Below are 14,704 nucleotides of genomic sequence, written 5' to 3'. Positions count from 1 at the left end.
GGGCGGGGCAAGGGGTGCGGACGCAGGTCGGGGTTTATCCGCTTGTCATTTTGCTTGCACAAGAGCAGCTTATTCGGCGTCCTATGATCAAGAACGACCCGCCGCAGACGCACGCTCGCCCATCCCTTCCTCTCAGCCGCAGGGGCTTGTTCCAGCTCGGCGCGGCCAGCGCGGCCCTGGCTGCGGCGCCCCAGGCAGCGCGCGGTTTCGGAAGCGGCTTCACGCATGGTGTGGCAAGCGGGGAGCCCGGCCCGGACAAGGTCATGCTCTGGACCCGCTATGTTACAGAGGAAGATACGGCGCTGCTCTGGCAGGTCAGCGAGAACGAGGATTTTTCCGAAATCGTTGCCGAAGGTAGCGCGCTGGCGAAGGCGGAAAACGACTGGTGTGCCAAAAGCTGGGCCGACGGCCTGCGAGGCGGTCGCTGGTATTACTACCGCTTCACCGCACCAGACGGGGGTCTGTCAGAGATCGGGCGGACGAGGACCTTGCCCGAAGGTGACGTTGCCAGTTTCCGCATGGCGGTTTTCTCGTGCTCCAACTTTGGCTTCGGCTATTTCAACGCTTATGCCCATGCGGCACTGGCGAACGATGTAGAGCTGGCTTTGCACCTCGGCGACTACATCTACGAATACAATCGCGGCAATTATCCTTCGCCGCAGCAGGCGCACCCCGACCGGATGTTGTTCCCGGAAAACGAGATTGTGACGTTGGCTGATTACCGAGTGCGTTATGCGACCTACCGGGCCGATCCAGACCTGCGACGCATCCACCAGGTGCTGCCTATGATAAGCATCTGGGACGACCACGAAGTCGCCAACGACAGCTGGAAAGGCGGGGCACAGAACCACCAGAGCGAGACAGAAGGCGACTACGAGTTACGCAAGCGGACCGCGCTGAAGGTCTATCGCGAATGGATGCCGGTTTCGGATGAGCCCTACACTTCCTACGAGATCGGAGACCTAGCGACTCTGTTCCGGCTGGAGACCCGGCTCGAAGGACGCGAAGAACAATTCAGCCTCGCAGACGTGCTGGAAGGCGCGACATCGCCTGAGGAGGCAAAGTCCGCTCTGGTCAAATTCCGCGACAACACGTGGTCCGACCCCGATCGCCAGATGCTTGGCGCCGAACAGGAGGCATGGCTGGGCGATGCACTCAAGGCGTCGAAATCTTCGGGCAGGAACTGGCAGGTGCTCGTCCAGCAAGTGCTGATGGGTAGCGTGAAAAGCCCGCCCGGCCTGTTGCAGGCGATGGGAGAAGACACGCCCGACTACATCCGCAAGAGACTGACCGCCTCGGCCATGGCCAGCGCCGCAGGGCTGCCTGCGAGCATGGATTCCTGGGACGGTTATCCCGGCGCGCGCAAGCGAGTGTTCGATCTGGCGCGGCAGGCGGATGCGGACCTGCTTGTCCTTGCCGGGGATTCGCACAATGCCTGGGCCTTCGATCTCGACCTCGATGGTGCTGCGGTCGGCGTCGAATTCGGCGTTCAGTCGGTATCTTCTCCCGGCCTCGAAACCTCATTGCCGACGATCCCGCCAGCGAGTTTTGCTGCCGCTGCAGTTTCTGCCAATCCGCAGCTGAAGTGGGTGGATACCAGCCAGCGGGGATATTTGCGGCTGGAGCTGACCGCCGAAAAGGCGGTCACCGAATTCCGCTTCAGCGAAAGCGTGAAGAGCCGCTCGGCGAAGCTTGCAGGGACCAAGGTGATCGAGGTCCCTGCAGGCAGCCGCCGGATGAGGGCCTGAGGGTCATTCGGGCCGGGCCAGCAGCTTGGCGAGTTCGGCCTGGAAAGCATCGGGCCGGTCGAGCATGATGAAGTGCCCGGTCCTGTCGACCGGCACGAGCCGGGCCGTTTCAAGCGCGGAGTAATCGGTGGTGTAGCGCTCTGTTGCAAGTTCAGGCTGCTGGTGCGCCATGTAGAGCACGGTGACCGGCGGAGAGATCCTGGCGATGTCGCTGCGCATGTCGGTCAGGAAATCTTCGTATAGCGCCTGGGCAACCACCAGCGGTTCGGCCTGCATCGACCACTGCGTGATCTGCTTCGACGCTGCGGGATCGAGTGCCATGCCGTTTGCCGGAGTGTTGCTGGTGCTCGTCTCGCGAGCGGCACGAATGATATCGGCCTGGCGGATCATCATGTCGCGCATCTGCGCAGCGCGAGGCGTCGAGGATTCGACTGTCGCTGCCCCATCGAAGACGGTGCCGAAAAATGGCAGGGCATCGACGACCATGACCTGATGGGTGAGATCAGGGCGGGTGAGAGCGAATTTCATCGCTAGTAGCCCGCCGAAGCTGTGACCGACCATGGCGTCGGCGACGATTCCGCGCTGCTCCAGATCTTTCGCAAGGTCTGAAAGGATGCCGTCCATGACGCCGGGCTGTTCATTTGCGGTCCCGCGCTCACCGTCGAAACCGCGCACCTCGACGACCAGCACGCGGTTGTCCTTGCCGAACCGGGCCACCGTTTCGTCCCACACCTCTGCCGGGGTGGACATGCCCGGGATCAGGACGATTACCGGGCCTGTCTCGCCCGTCATTTCCGTGCGGATATGGCCGTATTCGGCAGGTTCCGCCGCGAAGGCAGGGCGGATGCCCAGCGCGACATGGATGGCAACGATTGCAGTAAGCACGATCGCGAGGCGGCGAAGGGCAATTTGCAGGTAATCGGTCTTGGTCATCGGATTGATCCCTGAAGGCGGACTATTCAGTCACGCTGGAAGATGTCTTCGATCGCGAGTTCGAAAATATCGGCGATCTTGAAGGCGAGGGGCAGAGACGGGTCGTAGCGGCCCTTCTCGATGGCGTTGACGCTCTGCCGGCTGACTTCCAGTCGTTCGGCGAGGTCCTGCTGGCTCCAGTCGCGTTCGGCGCGGAGCACCTTGAGGCGGTTCTTCATCAGTCGCCCCCTTTTCCATCGCGGATGACCATCCAGCATTGGGAAATCCCCATGCCGATCGCCCAGATCGGGAAGCACCACCACGCATCGAGGTGCGGCACGACTCCGAAGGTTTCGAGGAAGCCCCAGAACGTTCCCGTCACCAGTACGACGCCCAGACCGAAGAGCGAGGCCATGATCGCGCGGTGGCGCAGGAACTCGTCATCCTCTTCGACGATGTACCGGGCCATCGACCAGATCATTCCGAAGATCGGGATGACGGGGAGGAGGGCGATCAGGAAGCTTTCGCCCTGGCTGAGTTCGACCCGGTCATTGATGTAAACGGCGATACCCAATCCGGCCATGTAGCCGAATGTCGCGAGCATGAAGCGACGGGTGTAGCGGGTGATCGCCGGGCTGAGATGGCCGGTCGATTTCTGTTTCGCCATGCTCGCACGGGTCAACGGGATGATCTGCAGCATCGCTGCCGACATCAGGATGAAGCCGGTGGTCGAATTGATCGCATCGCTGATCCTCAAGGCAGAGATGATGCCGAAGCTGATGAACATCATCGTGCCCCAGAACGCCGGACGCTGCCGCAGCGGAAGTTTCGCGGCCCCGGTCATGCGCTTTCTCCCTTTACAGGATTGCAGGCGCAGCTGCGACGCAGCCAGACAGTGGGAAAGAGGGCGAGGAGCAGAAACGGAGAGAACTGCGCCACCTCTTCGGGCACGATTTCGAATACTGCCAGCAAGGCGATCGCGATCATGGCGAAGGCGAACAGCAGCGGGGCACGGTATTGTTTCATGACAAGTGTCCTTTTCTTGATGTAAAGGGTGTTTGTCATGATTCGCGGGCATTGTCAAGCATGCTTTCCATAATGAGCAGCACACTTTCCAGCACGGGCGGGACCATCCGTGGGTAATGACATCGCAACACGCGCTCGCTATATGGGCTGCATGGCCAGCAAGCTGACTACCACCACGACCACTACCACCTCGGGTTTCCGGGGGCGGATGGTCGCGCGCTAAGCGTCAGCCACCGGCCCCCGGGACCCAGGACGGTTTCGGGAGGCGCCGGTGTCAGCTTCCCGAAATGCCCGATTGATCGACACCGCTCTTCCGGTGCGCGCCCGCATGTGCAAAAGGCGCCCGCACAGATGTGAAAGATGGATTGATGACGGAACTGCTCAAGATCAGCCTGCCCGACGGTTCGGTACGCGAAATGGAACAGGGTTCGACGCCGGCCGATGTCGCTGCCGCGATTGGCCCCGGCCTTGCCAAGGCTGCGATTGCCGCGCGCGTCGACGGCGAACTGCGCGATATCAACCGCCCCTTCGACGGGGATGCAGAGCTGGCGCTGGTCACATCGCGTGACGAGGAAGACGCGCTCGAACTTGCCCGACACGACTACGCGCACGTCCTGGCAGAGGCAGTGCAGGCGCTGTGGCCGGGCACGCAGATCACTTTCGGCCCGGCGACCGACGACGGTTTCTATTATGACGTGAAGGCCCCGGAGAGCCGCGACCCGTTCAGCATGGACGACCTGCCCGCGATCGAGGAAAAGATGCGCGAGATCATTCGCGCCGACAAGCCGCTGACGCGCGAGGTCTGGTCACGCCAGCAGCTGATCGACAAGTGGGAAGCAGAAGGCGAGGTCTTCAAGGCCGAATGGGCGAGGGAACTGCCCGAAGGCGAGGAGCTGACGGTCTATCGTTCCGGCGAGGACTGGCTCGACATGTGCCGCGGCCCGCACCTCGCTTCTACCGGCAAGCTCGATCCCGACGCCTTCAAGCTGATGCGTGTCGCAGGGGCCTATTGGCGCGGCGACCAGAAGAACGCGCAGCTGACGCGCATCTATGGCACCGGCTGGCTCAACAAGAAGCAGCTCAATGCGCATCTGATGCGGCTGGAAGAAGCGGCCAAGCGCGACCACCGCAAGCTGGGCCGCGAGATGGACCTGTTCCACCTGCAGGAAGAAGCACATGGCAGCGTTTTCTGGCATCCCAACGGCTACAAGATCTGGCGCGAGCTGGAAGCCTACATGCGCCGCAAGATGGATGCGGCCGGCTATCAGGAAATCAAGACGCCGCAGCTGATGGACGTTCGCCAGTGGGAACAGTCCGGCCACTGGGGCAAGTATGCCGAGAATATGTTCGCGGTCCCCGACATCGTTCCTGATGTCGATGCCGAAGAAGGCGCTGCAGCCCCGAAGGTGGCGGCCGATGCCGACTGGATGGCGATCAAGCCGATGAACTGCCCGGCCCACGTGCTGGTCTTCAAGCAGGGCATCACTTCCTACCGCGACCTGCCGATAAGGCTGGGCGAAATGGGCTGCTGCCACCGCAACGAACCGCATGGCGCGCTCCACGGGCTGATGCGCGTGCGCCAGTTCACGCAGGACGACGCGCATATCTTCTGCACAGAGGCCCAGGTGGTCGAGGAAGTGCGCAAGTTCTGCGCGCTCGCCGACGAGGTCTATTCCGACTTCGGTTTCGACTATCACGTGAAACTCGCGCTGCGCCCGGAGAAGCGTTTCGGCAGCGAAGCCGACTGGGACAAGGCGGAGCAGGAACTGCGCGACGCCGTGGCCGAAGCAGGCATGGCTAACGAGGATTACGGTTGGGAAGAACTGCCCGGCGAAGGCGCCTTCTACGCGCCCAAGCTCGAATGGCACCTTACCGATGCCATCGGCCGCACCTGGCAGGTCGGCACGATCCAGGGCGACCGTGTGCTGCCCGACCGTCTCGATGCGACCTATGTCGGCGAGGACGGCGACAAGCATCGCCCCGTCATGCTGCATCGCGCGATCTTCGGTTCCTACGAGCGCTTCATCGGCATCCTGATCGAACACTTCGCCGGTCGCCTCCCGGTGTGGCTTGCACCGGTGCAGGCTGTGGTCGCGCCGATCGTCTCGGACTGCGATCCCTATGCCAGGGAAGTCGCCGCCAAGCTCGAAGCAGCCGGGATCCGCGTCGATACCGACCTGCGCAACGAGAAAATCAACTACAAGGTGCGCGAACATTCGCTGGCGAAAGTCCCGCACCTGTTCGTGGTCGGCAAGCGCGAGGCTGAGGAAGGCACCGTTGCCGTCCGCACGCTGGGCGAACAGCACCAGAGGGTGATGCCGCTCGACGAAGCTATTGCCATGCTCGTGGACGCAGCCACCCCGCCGGACCTTCGCGGCAAGTAACCGGTGCCCGGCATCGAGCAGGTTGCGCTCGCCGTCCTGGCGACGCTGGCTGCGGCCTATGTCCGCGGGCTCGCCGGGTTCGGTATGGCCATCCTGCTGGTGCCGGTGCTTGCGCTGGCCATAGAGCCTGCGGAATCGGTCTTCATTGCCAACATCCTCGGCCTGCTTATCGGGCTGACCGAGGTTCGGCGGCTGCTGCGCGAATCCGAAAGTTCGGCGCGGCTGATCGCGCTTGCGGCGCTGCTCGCGACCCCGTTCGGTTTTCTCGTGCTGGCATCGACGCCGCCCGATATCGCACGGTTCGTCATTGCGCTTGTGGCACTCGGCGCTTTTGCCGCCATTTTCCTGCCGCGCCGCCCGGCGGACATGCCCGGCCCGTTGCATACAGGGGCGACGGGCGTGGCAGCGGGCCTCCTGACAGGATTTGCCGGCATGCCGGGGCCGCCGGTCGTACCCTATTACCTCGGGCGCGATATTCCCAAGCCGGTCGCGCGTGCATCGATGATGCTGGTCTTCGTCGCCGCATCGCTTGCCGGGGTAACTTCAGGCACTCTCTTGGGAGTGGGCAGCTGGCACATTGCCGGTTTCGGCGTCGCCCTGTTCCCCGTGGTCCTGCTAGGCAACTGGCTCGGCAACAGGAGCTTCGGCAAGGTCGGTGACCGTGCCTGGCGAATCTTTACAGGAGTCGTGCTGGGAGCTGCTGCGGCAGCAGCGCTTATCCGGCTGGTCTAAGCGGGAAGTCCTGCGTCAGAAAGGGAGCGCGCGGTCGGCGGCGATGAGTGCCACGGCGCAAGATGCGACCAGCGAAAAGCGGATCACCTCTGCCTTGGCCTCTGCGACTTTTTCGGACCACCGGACCGCGCGCGTAAGAGTAATGACGTTGGACATGGGGCCATTGTCGCCCCCAAACCCTAACGACGGGTTAAATCCTGCTTAGGTCCGGCATTTGCTGGCTGGCACAATGGAAGCCTCCGCCACCTGCCAGCACGGCATCTCCCGGCAGGCCAATCGTTGCGCGATCAGGGAACAGCGCGCCGATTGCGGCGACGCCGTCTGCATCATGCGGCGATCCGAAGGTCGGCACGACGACCAGGTCGGTCGTGATGGCGAAGTTCGCATAGCTAGCCGGCTCGACGAAATCGCCGCGGCTGATCAGGCCCGGCGAAGGAATCTCGTGCAGCTTCAGCCCTGCATCTAGGATCCGCGCCCTTGCATCGGCGTAGATCTGCGCATTGGGATCGTTCGACCCTGTCGCACGGGGCAGGACAACCTCGCCCGGCGCAACGAAGCGCGCCAGATTGTCGACATGCCCGTCGGTGTGATCGTTGATTAGCCCGTCTCCCAGCCAGACGACTTTACCGAACCCGAGGTCGCGTACGAGCCGCTCCTCGATGTCTTCGCGCGACAAATGCGGATTGCGATTGGGATTGAGCAGGCACTGCTCGGTCGTCAGCACAATACCCGTGCCGTCGCCGTCGATGGCGCCGCCTTCGAGGATCCAGTCGCTCTGCTCAACAGGCAGCCCTGCATCGCGCGCGATTTCCGCCCCGATCGTCTGGTCGCCGGGCATCAGGTATTTCTCGCCCCAGCCGTTGAACCTGCATCGCAACGCAGTTCCGTCGGAGCGCACAAGGGGACCGGTATCGCGCAGCCAGACATCGCCATATTCGCGCCGCTCGAGCTGCACCGCGCCCGATACGAGCGACCTTGCGCGCGCCTCGTTGGCCGCGTCGCGAACCAGCAGGCGCACTTCCTGCCCGCTTTCGGCGACCGCATTGGCGAAGGCAGCAATCTGTTCCTGCGCAGCGCCGAGGTAGCCGGGCCATTCGTCGGCGAGGTGCGGGAAACCGATCCACAGCCATTTCTGCGGCGCCCATTCGGGCGGCATGATTCGCGAATTCATCGAAGTCGTATTCCCTTGAAGCTCAACAACCGCCGTCGCCGCTCGCGCAGCTTTCCTCGCGGATGCTGCGGAATTCGTCACCGAATTTCCACATCGGCCAATCGCCGCTTTCACCCATCATGCGGCCGATGCGATAGAACAGCTGCAGGTTGCTCATCACTCCCGTCCAGTCCCAGTTCTCGTCGAACTCGTCCTTGGGGCTGTGATAGCGGTTGGCGCGGTATTCGGCCTGCACCGCCATGCCCGCTTCCTTGCCGCCAGCGACGAGATCCTGTCCGTCCTTGAGGTAAATCATAGGCACGCCGCGCTTGGCGAAGGCGAAGTGGTCCGAACGGTAGTAATAGCCTGCCTGCGGACTGGGATCGTCCGTCGCGGTCCGGCCCTCGTCCTTCAATGCCTTGTCGAGGAACAGGTCGAGCTCCGACTTGCCGCCACCAATCACGGTTGCATCCTTCGCTTCACCCATGACGAGGAAGGCATCCATGTTCAGCCCGCCCACCGTCTGGTTGAGCGGGAAGACCGGATTGGCGGCATAATAGTCTGCGCCGAGCAGGCCCTGCTCCTCTGCCGTCACGGCGAGGAAAACGAGAGTGCGGGCCGTCGGCCCTTTCTTTGCATGGGCTTCTGCCAGCGCGACAAGTGCTGCCGTGCCCGTCGCATTGTCGACCGCGCCATTGCAGATGTCGTCCCCGTCGTCGGCGGGCTTGCAGCGGCCCAGGTGGTCCCAGTGCGCCGTGTGGATCACATATTCATCGGGGCGCTCGCTGCCGGGCAGCATGCCGATGACATTGTGCGAGGTGTAGCTGCGAACCGAATTGCTGAAACCGGTGGACGCTTTCAGCCCCAGAGGCACGGCGCGAAAACCCTTGGTACGCGCAAGAGCGCTCAATTCGTCGAGATCATTTCCCGATGCGGCCAGGATCTCGCGTGCGACCTCTTTCTGGATCCACCCGTTTACATTCGTCTGCTCAGGGGCATCCTTGCCGCGCTTGGCATAGGCCTGCGGCCCCGACCAGCTGCTCTCGACAACGTTCCAGCCATAGCTTGCAGGTTCGGTATCGTGGACGATCAGGGCAGCGGCGGCGCCCTGCCTTGCAGCTTCTTCGTATTTGTAGGTCCAGCGACCGTAATAGGTCATCGCGCGCCCGTTGAAATCGCCTTCCAGGCTGTCGCTCGCATAGTCCGGATCATTGACCAGGATGACGACGGTTTTGCCCTTCACGTCGACATCGGCATAGTCGTTCCAGCCGCGTTCCGGCGCGTTCACGCCATAACCGACGAACACCATCTCGCTGTCGGATAGAACGGTATTTGCATCCTCGCGATAGGTCACGCCGACCCAGTCCTTGCCATATTCAAAGGACATGTCGGTGCCCTCGCCCGACACGGTCAGCGGCTTGAAATCGGACCCCGTAACCTCGACCAGCGGGACTTCCTGGACCCAGCTGCCGTTATTTCCCGGCGTCAGCCCGGCTGCCTCGAAGCGTTCGGTCAGATAGGCGACCGTCTTTTCCTCGCCCAAAGTGCCTGGCATGCGGCCTTCGAATTCGTCGAGCGAAAGGGTTCGCGTGACATCCTTCATCGTGTCTTCGGACAAATCGCCCCGCTGTACATCCGGGAGGTCGAACATCGCTTCGCGGTGCGTCGGCGTGCACGAAATCAGCATCAGCGATGCTGCTGCGGCCAGGGCGGTCCGGATCATGCGCAAAAATCCTCCTAATTCTCTTTTCGGCCCCTCCTTTGCAGACTGCCATTGGCTCGGCAAGCGGAGTGGCGGCTGCCGCTTGCGCCCGTCGCTGCGACGCGGCAGGGAGGGCCAATGGCGGACACATGGCAGGATGCGCTGGTAAGAGCACGGGCAGAAGCGCCCTTCCTTGCATTGGCGCTCGATCGCCAGCCCGATCTTGCGGGCCTACTTGCAGGCGGAGAAATCGAGGCGGCGCTCGAATGGGCCGCTTCTGCGGGGGACGGCGCTGCATCCCTGGGTGTCGCCCTTCGCAAGGAGCGGCTGGCCTATGCCACTGCCCTCGCTATCGGAGACCTCGCCGGTGCCCTGCCGGTGGGTCGGGTCATGGCCGAATTGTCGAGCCTTGCCGACCGCGCGCTCGATCGTGCCATTACAGAAGCGATTTCCAGAAGGGTCGAGGATGCCGAACCGCGCGGCATGATCGCGCTGGCGCTGGGCAAACACGGGGCTCGCGAACTCAACTATTCTTCCGACATCGATCCTATCCTGCTCTACGATGCCGAAACGCTGCCCCGGCGAGAGCGCGATGACCCGGGCGAAGCGGCACAGCGCTATGCCCGCGAGGTCGTCAGGCTGCTGAGCGAGAACACCGAAGACGGATACGTTTTCCGGGTCGATCTGCGATTGCGCCCGGCTTCGGAAGTCAGCCCGCTGGCGATCTCGTGCAATGCCGCGCTGACACACTACGAAAGTTCTGCGCTGGCATGGGAGAGAGCCGCCTTCATACGCGCGCGCGCAGCCGCGGGCGATATTGATGCAGGCGAACGCTTCCTTGCCGCGATTAAGCCGTTCGTCTGGCGCAGCAGCCTCGACTATGGTGCCGTCGAAGAGATACGCCAGCTGACCCGCCGGATACGATCGAATTACAAGGGGCCGGTCGACGTCGGACCCGGCTTCAACCTGAAGCACGGACGCGGCGGTATTCGAGAAATTGAGTTCTTCGCCCAGACTCATCAGCTGATCCACGGCGGACGCGATCCCTCTCTCCGCCTGCGCGGGACGCGAGAGGCGCTCGATGCGCTTGCTGCGGCCGGTAGGATTGCCGGGGACGAAGCCCGGATCCTCGGCGAAAGCTACGACAGATTGCGGGTCATCGAACATCGCATTCAGATGGTGAACGACCGGCAGACCCATGCCCTTCCAGCTGGAGACGCGCTCGACTGCGTCGCCCGGCTCGACGGGCTGCGCGACGGTGCAGAGCTGGTCGCGGAGCTGACCGAACTGACCGACCGGGTTGCCGCGCTCTATGACACACTGATTCCGGAAGAGGCTGGTTCGGCTGCCATTTCAAGCGGTGACACCGAGCTGTCGCAATGGCTGGCCGAATTGAAGTTTTCCGATCCCGAACGCCTGGCGGAACGGATTGGGGGATGGCGCGACGGGCGATACCGGACGTTGCGCTCTCCGGCAGCGCTCAAGGCTTTCGACGCGATGCTCCCTGCCTTGTTGCAGGCGTTGGCAGGCGCCGACGAGCCGGACCGCGCGCTGCTGAGATGGGAAAATATCCTCGCCAATGCGTCCTCGGTCATCAACCTGTTCCGCTTGATCGAAGCGCGTCCGGCCCTGCTCGAACAACTGGTCGATATTCTCACGCTCGCACCGACGCTGGCGGAGGAGCTGGGACGCCGGCCCGAACTGCTCGACACGCTGATCGACCAGAGCGCGCTCGACCTGCCGGGTTCGGTAGAGGATCTTGCTGCCCGCATGACCAGCGGCGATGCCAGCGATTACGAGCGCCAGCTCGACCGCATCCGCGTGGTCACCGGGGAAGTGCGCTTCGCCATCGGGCTGCAATTGATCGGCGCGGTGCATGATCCGCTCGATATCGCCACTGCCTTGTCGCGCACTGCAGAAGCGGCGTTGAAGGTTGCCCACGACGCCGCGACCGAAGAATTCGCTGCGCAGCACGGGCGAATTGCAGATAGCGAGCTTGTCGTTCTGGGGCTCGGGCGATTCGGTGGCGGGGCGCTGACCCATGCCTCCGACCTCGACATCATCTATATCTTCACCGGCGACACTGGGGTCGAATCCGACGGTCGACGCCCCCTTGCAGGAACACTGTATTACAACCGGCTGGCTCAGCGGGTCAGTGCGGCGCTCTCGGTTCCGACTGCACATGGCGCGCTCTACGAAATCGATACGCGGCTGCGACCGCAGGGAACGCAGGGGCCGTTGGCTGCGACGATCGACAGTTTCGAGAAATACCAGCGCGAAGCAGCCTGGACGTGGGAGCACATGGCTCTGACGCGCGCCCGTGTGCTGGTCGGCAGCGATGCCGCGCGCGAGCATCTCGACGCGATCATCAGGCAGGTTCTCGAACAGGAGCGCGATCCGGCCGTGCTACGCAAAGATGTCCTGACGATGCGCGGCGAGATGGCGCAGCACAAGGCGGCGAAAGGTCCGCTGGACGTGAAGCTGATGCGGGGCGGTCTCGTCGATCTCGAGTTCCTGATCCATTTTCTCCAGTTGCGCGACCGCATCGCGCTTTCGCCCGACCTTTCCGAAGCGCTTCGCATGCTCGTGGATCAAGGGCACCTGCCCGAAACACTGGTCATGCATCACGATTTCATGACCCGCTTGCTGGTTGCCGGACGATTGCTGGCACCGGACCTGCAGCAGCCGTCGCCAGCTGCAGCAAAGGCGCTGGCGGAAGCGTGCAGGTGTGAGGACTACGCCGCGCTCTTGCAAAGCTTTGCCGATGCACGGCATGGGGTCGCGGCAGCCTGGGCCGATACATTCGGCGAGAAACTGGAGATTGAGACATGAGCAAGCCGGCCGTGGGCGACATGATGCCCGACATCGCAATGGAAACCCCCGATGGCGGCACGGTGAAACCTTCCGACTTCAAGGGCCGCAAGCTAGTCGTGTTCTTCTATCCCAAGGATAACACCCCGGGCTGCACCACCGAGGCGAAGGATTTTTCCGCTCTCAAGCCGCAGTTCGACAAGGCGGGTGTCGCCCTCCTCGGCGTGAGCAAGGATTCGCCCAAGAAGCACCAGAACTTCATCGCCAAGCATGATCTGACCGTCGATCTTGCAACCGATGCCGAAGAGGGCGGCCTGTCCGATGTGCTTGGCGCCTGGACCGAAAAGAAAATGTACGGGAAAACCTTCCTCGGCATGGTGCGGTCCACCTATCTGGTCGGTCCCGATGGGAAGATCGCCAGGATCTGGCCCAAGGTGAAAGTCGCAGGTCACGCAGAGGAAGTGCTCGCAGCCGCGGCAGCCGACTGAGCGATCCCATGCAATCCGTCGCCCATGCGATCCGCGAGGCATTGCTGACGCCAGATCCCCGCGCGAAGTGTTTTGCGGCGCGCGATGTCGCGCGGCGGTGGCGGCTCGGCAAGCTGGAGTGGTGCTTTGACGTCACCATGCCGGACCGGCCAGCGTGGCCTGACAAGCCAGAACTACTTGCGCCGAATCGCATGCCGAGGCGCGGCAAGGGCGGTTCGGAGCGCGGCCGGATCGCCTTGTGGCACGCACTTGCGCATATCGAATTCGTCGCGATCGACCTCGCGCTGGATATGGCGGGCCGGTTTGGCGGGCAGATGGATCGCAGCTTCGTCGATGACTTCCTGTCGGTTGCAGCTGACGAGGCCATGCATTTCGCCCTGCTCGACCGGAAGCTGCGCGCGCTCGGCAGTCATTATGGCGCTCTGCCGGCGCATGCCGGGTTGTGGGAAGCTGCGGAGGACACAAGCGCTGACGTCGCGGCCAGGCTCGCGATCGTGCCGATGGTGCTGGAGGCACGCGGACTTGACGTCACTCCGTCGACGCTCGTGCGTGTGCGCTCGCAGGGCGATGAGAACGGCGCGAAAATCCTCGAACGAATCCTTGACGATGAAATCCGTCACGTTGCGATCGGTACCAAGCACTTTGTCGCCCTCGCGAAAGCGCGCAACGAATCCCCCGAAAAAGCTTGGCAAAATCTGGTGGAACGGCACTTCAGGGGCGTTCTGAAGGCGCCATTCAACGACTCGGCGCGTCTTGCAGCCGGTTTATCGCGGGACTTCTACGGCGCTATTGCTTCGTAAAGATTTGGCCGGATAACTCACAAACACACGAAGCGGGGATCAGTTCCCTGACTTTTTGGGATCGGCCGGACCAGCGATGGAACGGTATAAAACTAGAGATAAAGCGGCGCCACGAGTGTCGCAAAAGGACGGGTCATTGTTCGGATCGCAACTCATGCGCCAGGTCGCTAAGTCGTCTGCCATTGTCGTGGCAGCACTGGCCAGCATCGCAGCCACCCCCGCACTTGCCAATTCCGCAGCCGCAGCTGCCGACGTTACCGAGCCGGTACGCGAGGCGCAGGCTTCGTCGAACGCCGCTGGCGACGTTCGTTTCCAGCAGCTTTTCGCAAGCTGGGAAGCACTGGACGAAGCAGGCCCTACCGGCGCCACCGCGACGTCGTCCATTTCCATTCCTTCGCGCATGCCGCTCGACGGTTCGCGGATGACCAGCAACTACGGGATGCGTGACCACCCGGTTCTCGGTGGCCGTCGCAGCCACAAGGGTGTCGATCTCGCTGCGCCGACCGGCACTCCGGTCTTTGCCACCGCAGACGGCATGATCGGCCGGGCCGAATGGTTCTCCAGCTATGGCCTGTATGTCCAGATCGAACATGGCGCCGATCTCGAAACGCGTTACGCCCACATGTCGCGCCTGGCGGTTGCCGCTGGCGAGCGCGTGAAGAAGGGCGACATCATCGGTTACGTCGGTTCGACCGGCCGTTCGACCGGTCCGCACCTCCACTACGAAGTTCGCATCGACGGCCAGGCCGTGAACCCGATTCCCTACATGGTCGAATCGGAAGCACAGCAGGCTTTCGCTCTTGCAATGGGTGAAGGCGGCCAGGGCGGGGAATAACCTCCCGGGGCAAGGTTTCCCGCCTGGAAGCGGGTTCGGACAGAGGAGAGGATGTCCGAGTATAGGCGGCGGGGTTTCCCGCCGCCTTTTTTCTTGTTCTCGTCTCAATCATAGGT

General features: G+C 62.9%; 14 protein-coding genes. 7 read left to right on the top strand and 7 right to left on the bottom strand.

Going from position 1 to position 14,704, the window contains the following annotated elements:
* Positions 1 to 83: 83 nt before the first annotated feature.
* A complete protein-coding gene (locus AMC99_RS11770; RefSeq protein WP_061927991.1) occupies positions 84 to 1,748 on the top strand; it encodes an alkaline phosphatase D family protein in 1,665 nt (554 codons plus the stop codon).
* Between the two features lie 3 nt (positions 1,749 to 1,751).
* Here AMC99_RS11770 and AMC99_RS11765 read toward each other — a convergent pair whose 3' ends face one another.
* From AMC99_RS11765 to AMC99_RS11750, 4 genes are read right to left on the bottom strand one after another with little or no spacing between them, the layout of a single operon-like run.
* The gene (locus AMC99_RS11765) at positions 1,752 to 2,681 is read right to left on the bottom strand and encodes an alpha/beta fold hydrolase (RefSeq protein ID WP_061926775.1); all 930 of its coding nucleotides are present in this window, start codon (positions 2,679 to 2,681) and stop codon (positions 1,752 to 1,754) included.
* Positions 2,682 to 2,707: 26 nt separating this feature from the next.
* Positions 2,708 to 2,899, bottom strand: a complete 192-nt coding sequence (locus AMC99_RS11760; protein WP_061926773.1) for a helix-turn-helix transcriptional regulator — start codon at positions 2,897 to 2,899, stop codon at positions 2,708 to 2,710.
* Positions 2,899 to 3,504, bottom strand: a complete 606-nt coding sequence (locus tag AMC99_RS11755; protein ID WP_061926771.1) for a hypothetical protein — start codon at positions 3,502 to 3,504, stop codon at positions 2,899 to 2,901. The genes AMC99_RS11760 and AMC99_RS11755 overlap by 1 nt, the downstream gene beginning before the upstream one ends.
* Positions 3,501 to 3,725 carry a hypothetical protein gene (locus AMC99_RS11750; protein WP_061926769.1) on the bottom strand — a complete coding sequence of 75 codons (225 nt, stop codon included), beginning with the start codon at positions 3,723 to 3,725 and terminating at the stop codon, positions 3,501 to 3,503. Before AMC99_RS11750 ends, AMC99_RS11755 begins: the two co-directional genes overlap by 4 nt.
* A 329-nt stretch (positions 3,726 to 4,054) precedes the next feature.
* Here AMC99_RS11750 and thrS point away from each other — a divergent pair, with 329 nt between their 5' ends.
* Positions 4,055 to 6,070, top strand: a complete 2,016-nt coding sequence (gene thrS, locus AMC99_RS11745; protein WP_061926767.1) for a threonine--tRNA ligase — start codon at positions 4,055 to 4,057, stop codon at positions 6,068 to 6,070.
* A 3-nt stretch (positions 6,071 to 6,073) separates the two neighbouring features.
* Positions 6,074 to 6,802, top strand: coding sequence for a sulfite exporter TauE/SafE family protein (locus tag AMC99_RS11740; protein WP_061926765.1), 729 nt, complete (start codon positions 6,074 to 6,076; stop codon positions 6,800 to 6,802).
* 15 nt (positions 6,803 to 6,817) lie between these two features.
* Here the strand turns inward: AMC99_RS11740 and AMC99_RS14025 are convergent, their stop codons facing one another.
* Genes AMC99_RS14025 through AMC99_RS11730 form a run of 3 tightly spaced genes read right to left on the bottom strand, consistent with a single transcriptional unit; the run spans position 6,818 to position 9,675 of the window.
* On the bottom strand, positions 6,818 to 6,958 hold the full coding sequence (locus AMC99_RS14025) for a hypothetical protein (RefSeq protein ID WP_157058317.1): 141 nt from the start codon (positions 6,956 to 6,958) through the stop codon (positions 6,818 to 6,820).
* Between the two features lie 34 nt (positions 6,959 to 6,992).
* On the bottom strand, positions 6,993 to 7,973 hold the full coding sequence (locus AMC99_RS11735; RefSeq protein ID WP_061926763.1) for an agmatine deiminase family protein: 981 nt from the start codon (positions 7,971 to 7,973) through the stop codon (positions 6,993 to 6,995).
* 22 nt (positions 7,974 to 7,995) lie between these two features.
* On the bottom strand, positions 7,996 to 9,675 hold the full coding sequence (locus AMC99_RS11730; protein ID WP_083440162.1) for a M28 family metallopeptidase: 1,680 nt from the start codon (positions 9,673 to 9,675) through the stop codon (positions 7,996 to 7,998).
* A 117-nt stretch (positions 9,676 to 9,792) separates the two neighbouring features.
* Here AMC99_RS11730 and glnE point away from each other — a divergent pair, with 117 nt between their 5' ends.
* From glnE to AMC99_RS11710, 4 genes are all read left to right on the top strand, one after another.
* Entirely contained in the window at positions 9,793 to 12,486 is a 2,694-nt protein-coding gene (glnE, locus tag AMC99_RS11725) for a bifunctional [glutamate--ammonia ligase]-adenylyl-L-tyrosine phosphorylase/[glutamate--ammonia-ligase] adenylyltransferase (RefSeq protein ID WP_061926761.1), read from the top strand.
* Positions 12,483 to 12,953, top strand: a complete 471-nt coding sequence (locus tag AMC99_RS11720; RefSeq protein ID WP_061926759.1) for a peroxiredoxin — start codon at positions 12,483 to 12,485, stop codon at positions 12,951 to 12,953. The genes glnE and AMC99_RS11720 overlap by 4 nt, the downstream gene beginning before the upstream one ends.
* An 8-nt stretch (positions 12,954 to 12,961) precedes the next feature.
* Positions 12,962 to 13,753 (top strand): ferritin-like domain-containing protein, encoded by a 792-nt coding sequence (locus AMC99_RS11715; protein ID WP_061926757.1) that lies wholly within the window; start codon positions 12,962 to 12,964, stop codon positions 13,751 to 13,753.
* Positions 13,754 to 13,907: 154 nt separating this feature from the next.
* Positions 13,908 to 14,588: a M23 family metallopeptidase gene (locus AMC99_RS11710; protein WP_061926755.1), complete on the top strand. Its 681-nt coding sequence runs from the start codon at positions 13,908 to 13,910 to the stop codon at positions 14,586 to 14,588.
* Positions 14,589 to 14,704: the final 116 nt, after the last annotated feature.

The organism is Altererythrobacter epoxidivorans (assembly GCF_001281485.1).
Lineage (GTDB): Bacteria > Pseudomonadota > Alphaproteobacteria > Sphingomonadales > Sphingomonadaceae > Erythrobacter > Erythrobacter epoxidivorans.
The sequence above is the reverse complement of the archived record's forward strand: the minus strand, read 5'-3'. Positions and strand labels throughout refer to the sequence as shown.

Excerpts from the sequence above, each read along its gene's own strand:
- AMC99_RS11770 (WP_061927991.1), top strand. The coding sequence starts at position 84 with ATGATCAAGAACGACCCGCCGCAGACGCACGCTCGCCCATCCCTTCCT.
- AMC99_RS11765 (WP_061926775.1), bottom strand. The coding sequence starts at position 2,681 with ATGACCAAGACCGATTACCTGCAAATTGCCCTTCGCCGCCTCGCGATC.
- AMC99_RS11760 (WP_061926773.1), bottom strand. The coding sequence starts at position 2,899 with ATGAAGAACCGCCTCAAGGTGCTCCGCGCCGAACGCGACTGGAGCCAG.
- AMC99_RS11755 (WP_061926771.1), bottom strand. The coding sequence starts at position 3,504 with ATGACCGGGGCCGCGAAACTTCCGCTGCGGCAGCGTCCGGCGTTCTGG.
- AMC99_RS11750 (WP_061926769.1), bottom strand. The coding sequence starts at position 3,725 with ATGACAAACACCCTTTACATCAAGAAAAGGACACTTGTCATGAAACAA.
- thrS (WP_061926767.1), top strand. The coding sequence starts at position 4,055 with ATGACGGAACTGCTCAAGATCAGCCTGCCCGACGGTTCGGTACGCGAA.
- AMC99_RS14025 (WP_157058317.1), bottom strand. The coding sequence starts at position 6,958 with ATGTCCAACGTCATTACTCTTACGCGCGCGGTCCGGTGGTCCGAAAAA.
- AMC99_RS11735 (WP_061926763.1), bottom strand. The coding sequence starts at position 7,973 with ATGAATTCGCGAATCATGCCGCCCGAATGGGCGCCGCAGAAATGGCTG.
- AMC99_RS11730 (WP_083440162.1), bottom strand. The coding sequence starts at position 9,675 with ATGATCCGGACCGCCCTGGCCGCAGCAGCATCGCTGATGCTGATTTCG.
- glnE (WP_061926761.1), top strand. The coding sequence starts at position 9,793 with ATGGCGGACACATGGCAGGATGCGCTGGTAAGAGCACGGGCAGAAGCG.
- AMC99_RS11720 (WP_061926759.1), top strand. The coding sequence starts at position 12,483 with ATGAGCAAGCCGGCCGTGGGCGACATGATGCCCGACATCGCAATGGAA.
- AMC99_RS11715 (WP_061926757.1), top strand. The coding sequence starts at position 12,962 with ATGCAATCCGTCGCCCATGCGATCCGCGAGGCATTGCTGACGCCAGAT.
- AMC99_RS11710 (WP_061926755.1), top strand. The coding sequence starts at position 13,908 with ATGCGCCAGGTCGCTAAGTCGTCTGCCATTGTCGTGGCAGCACTGGCC.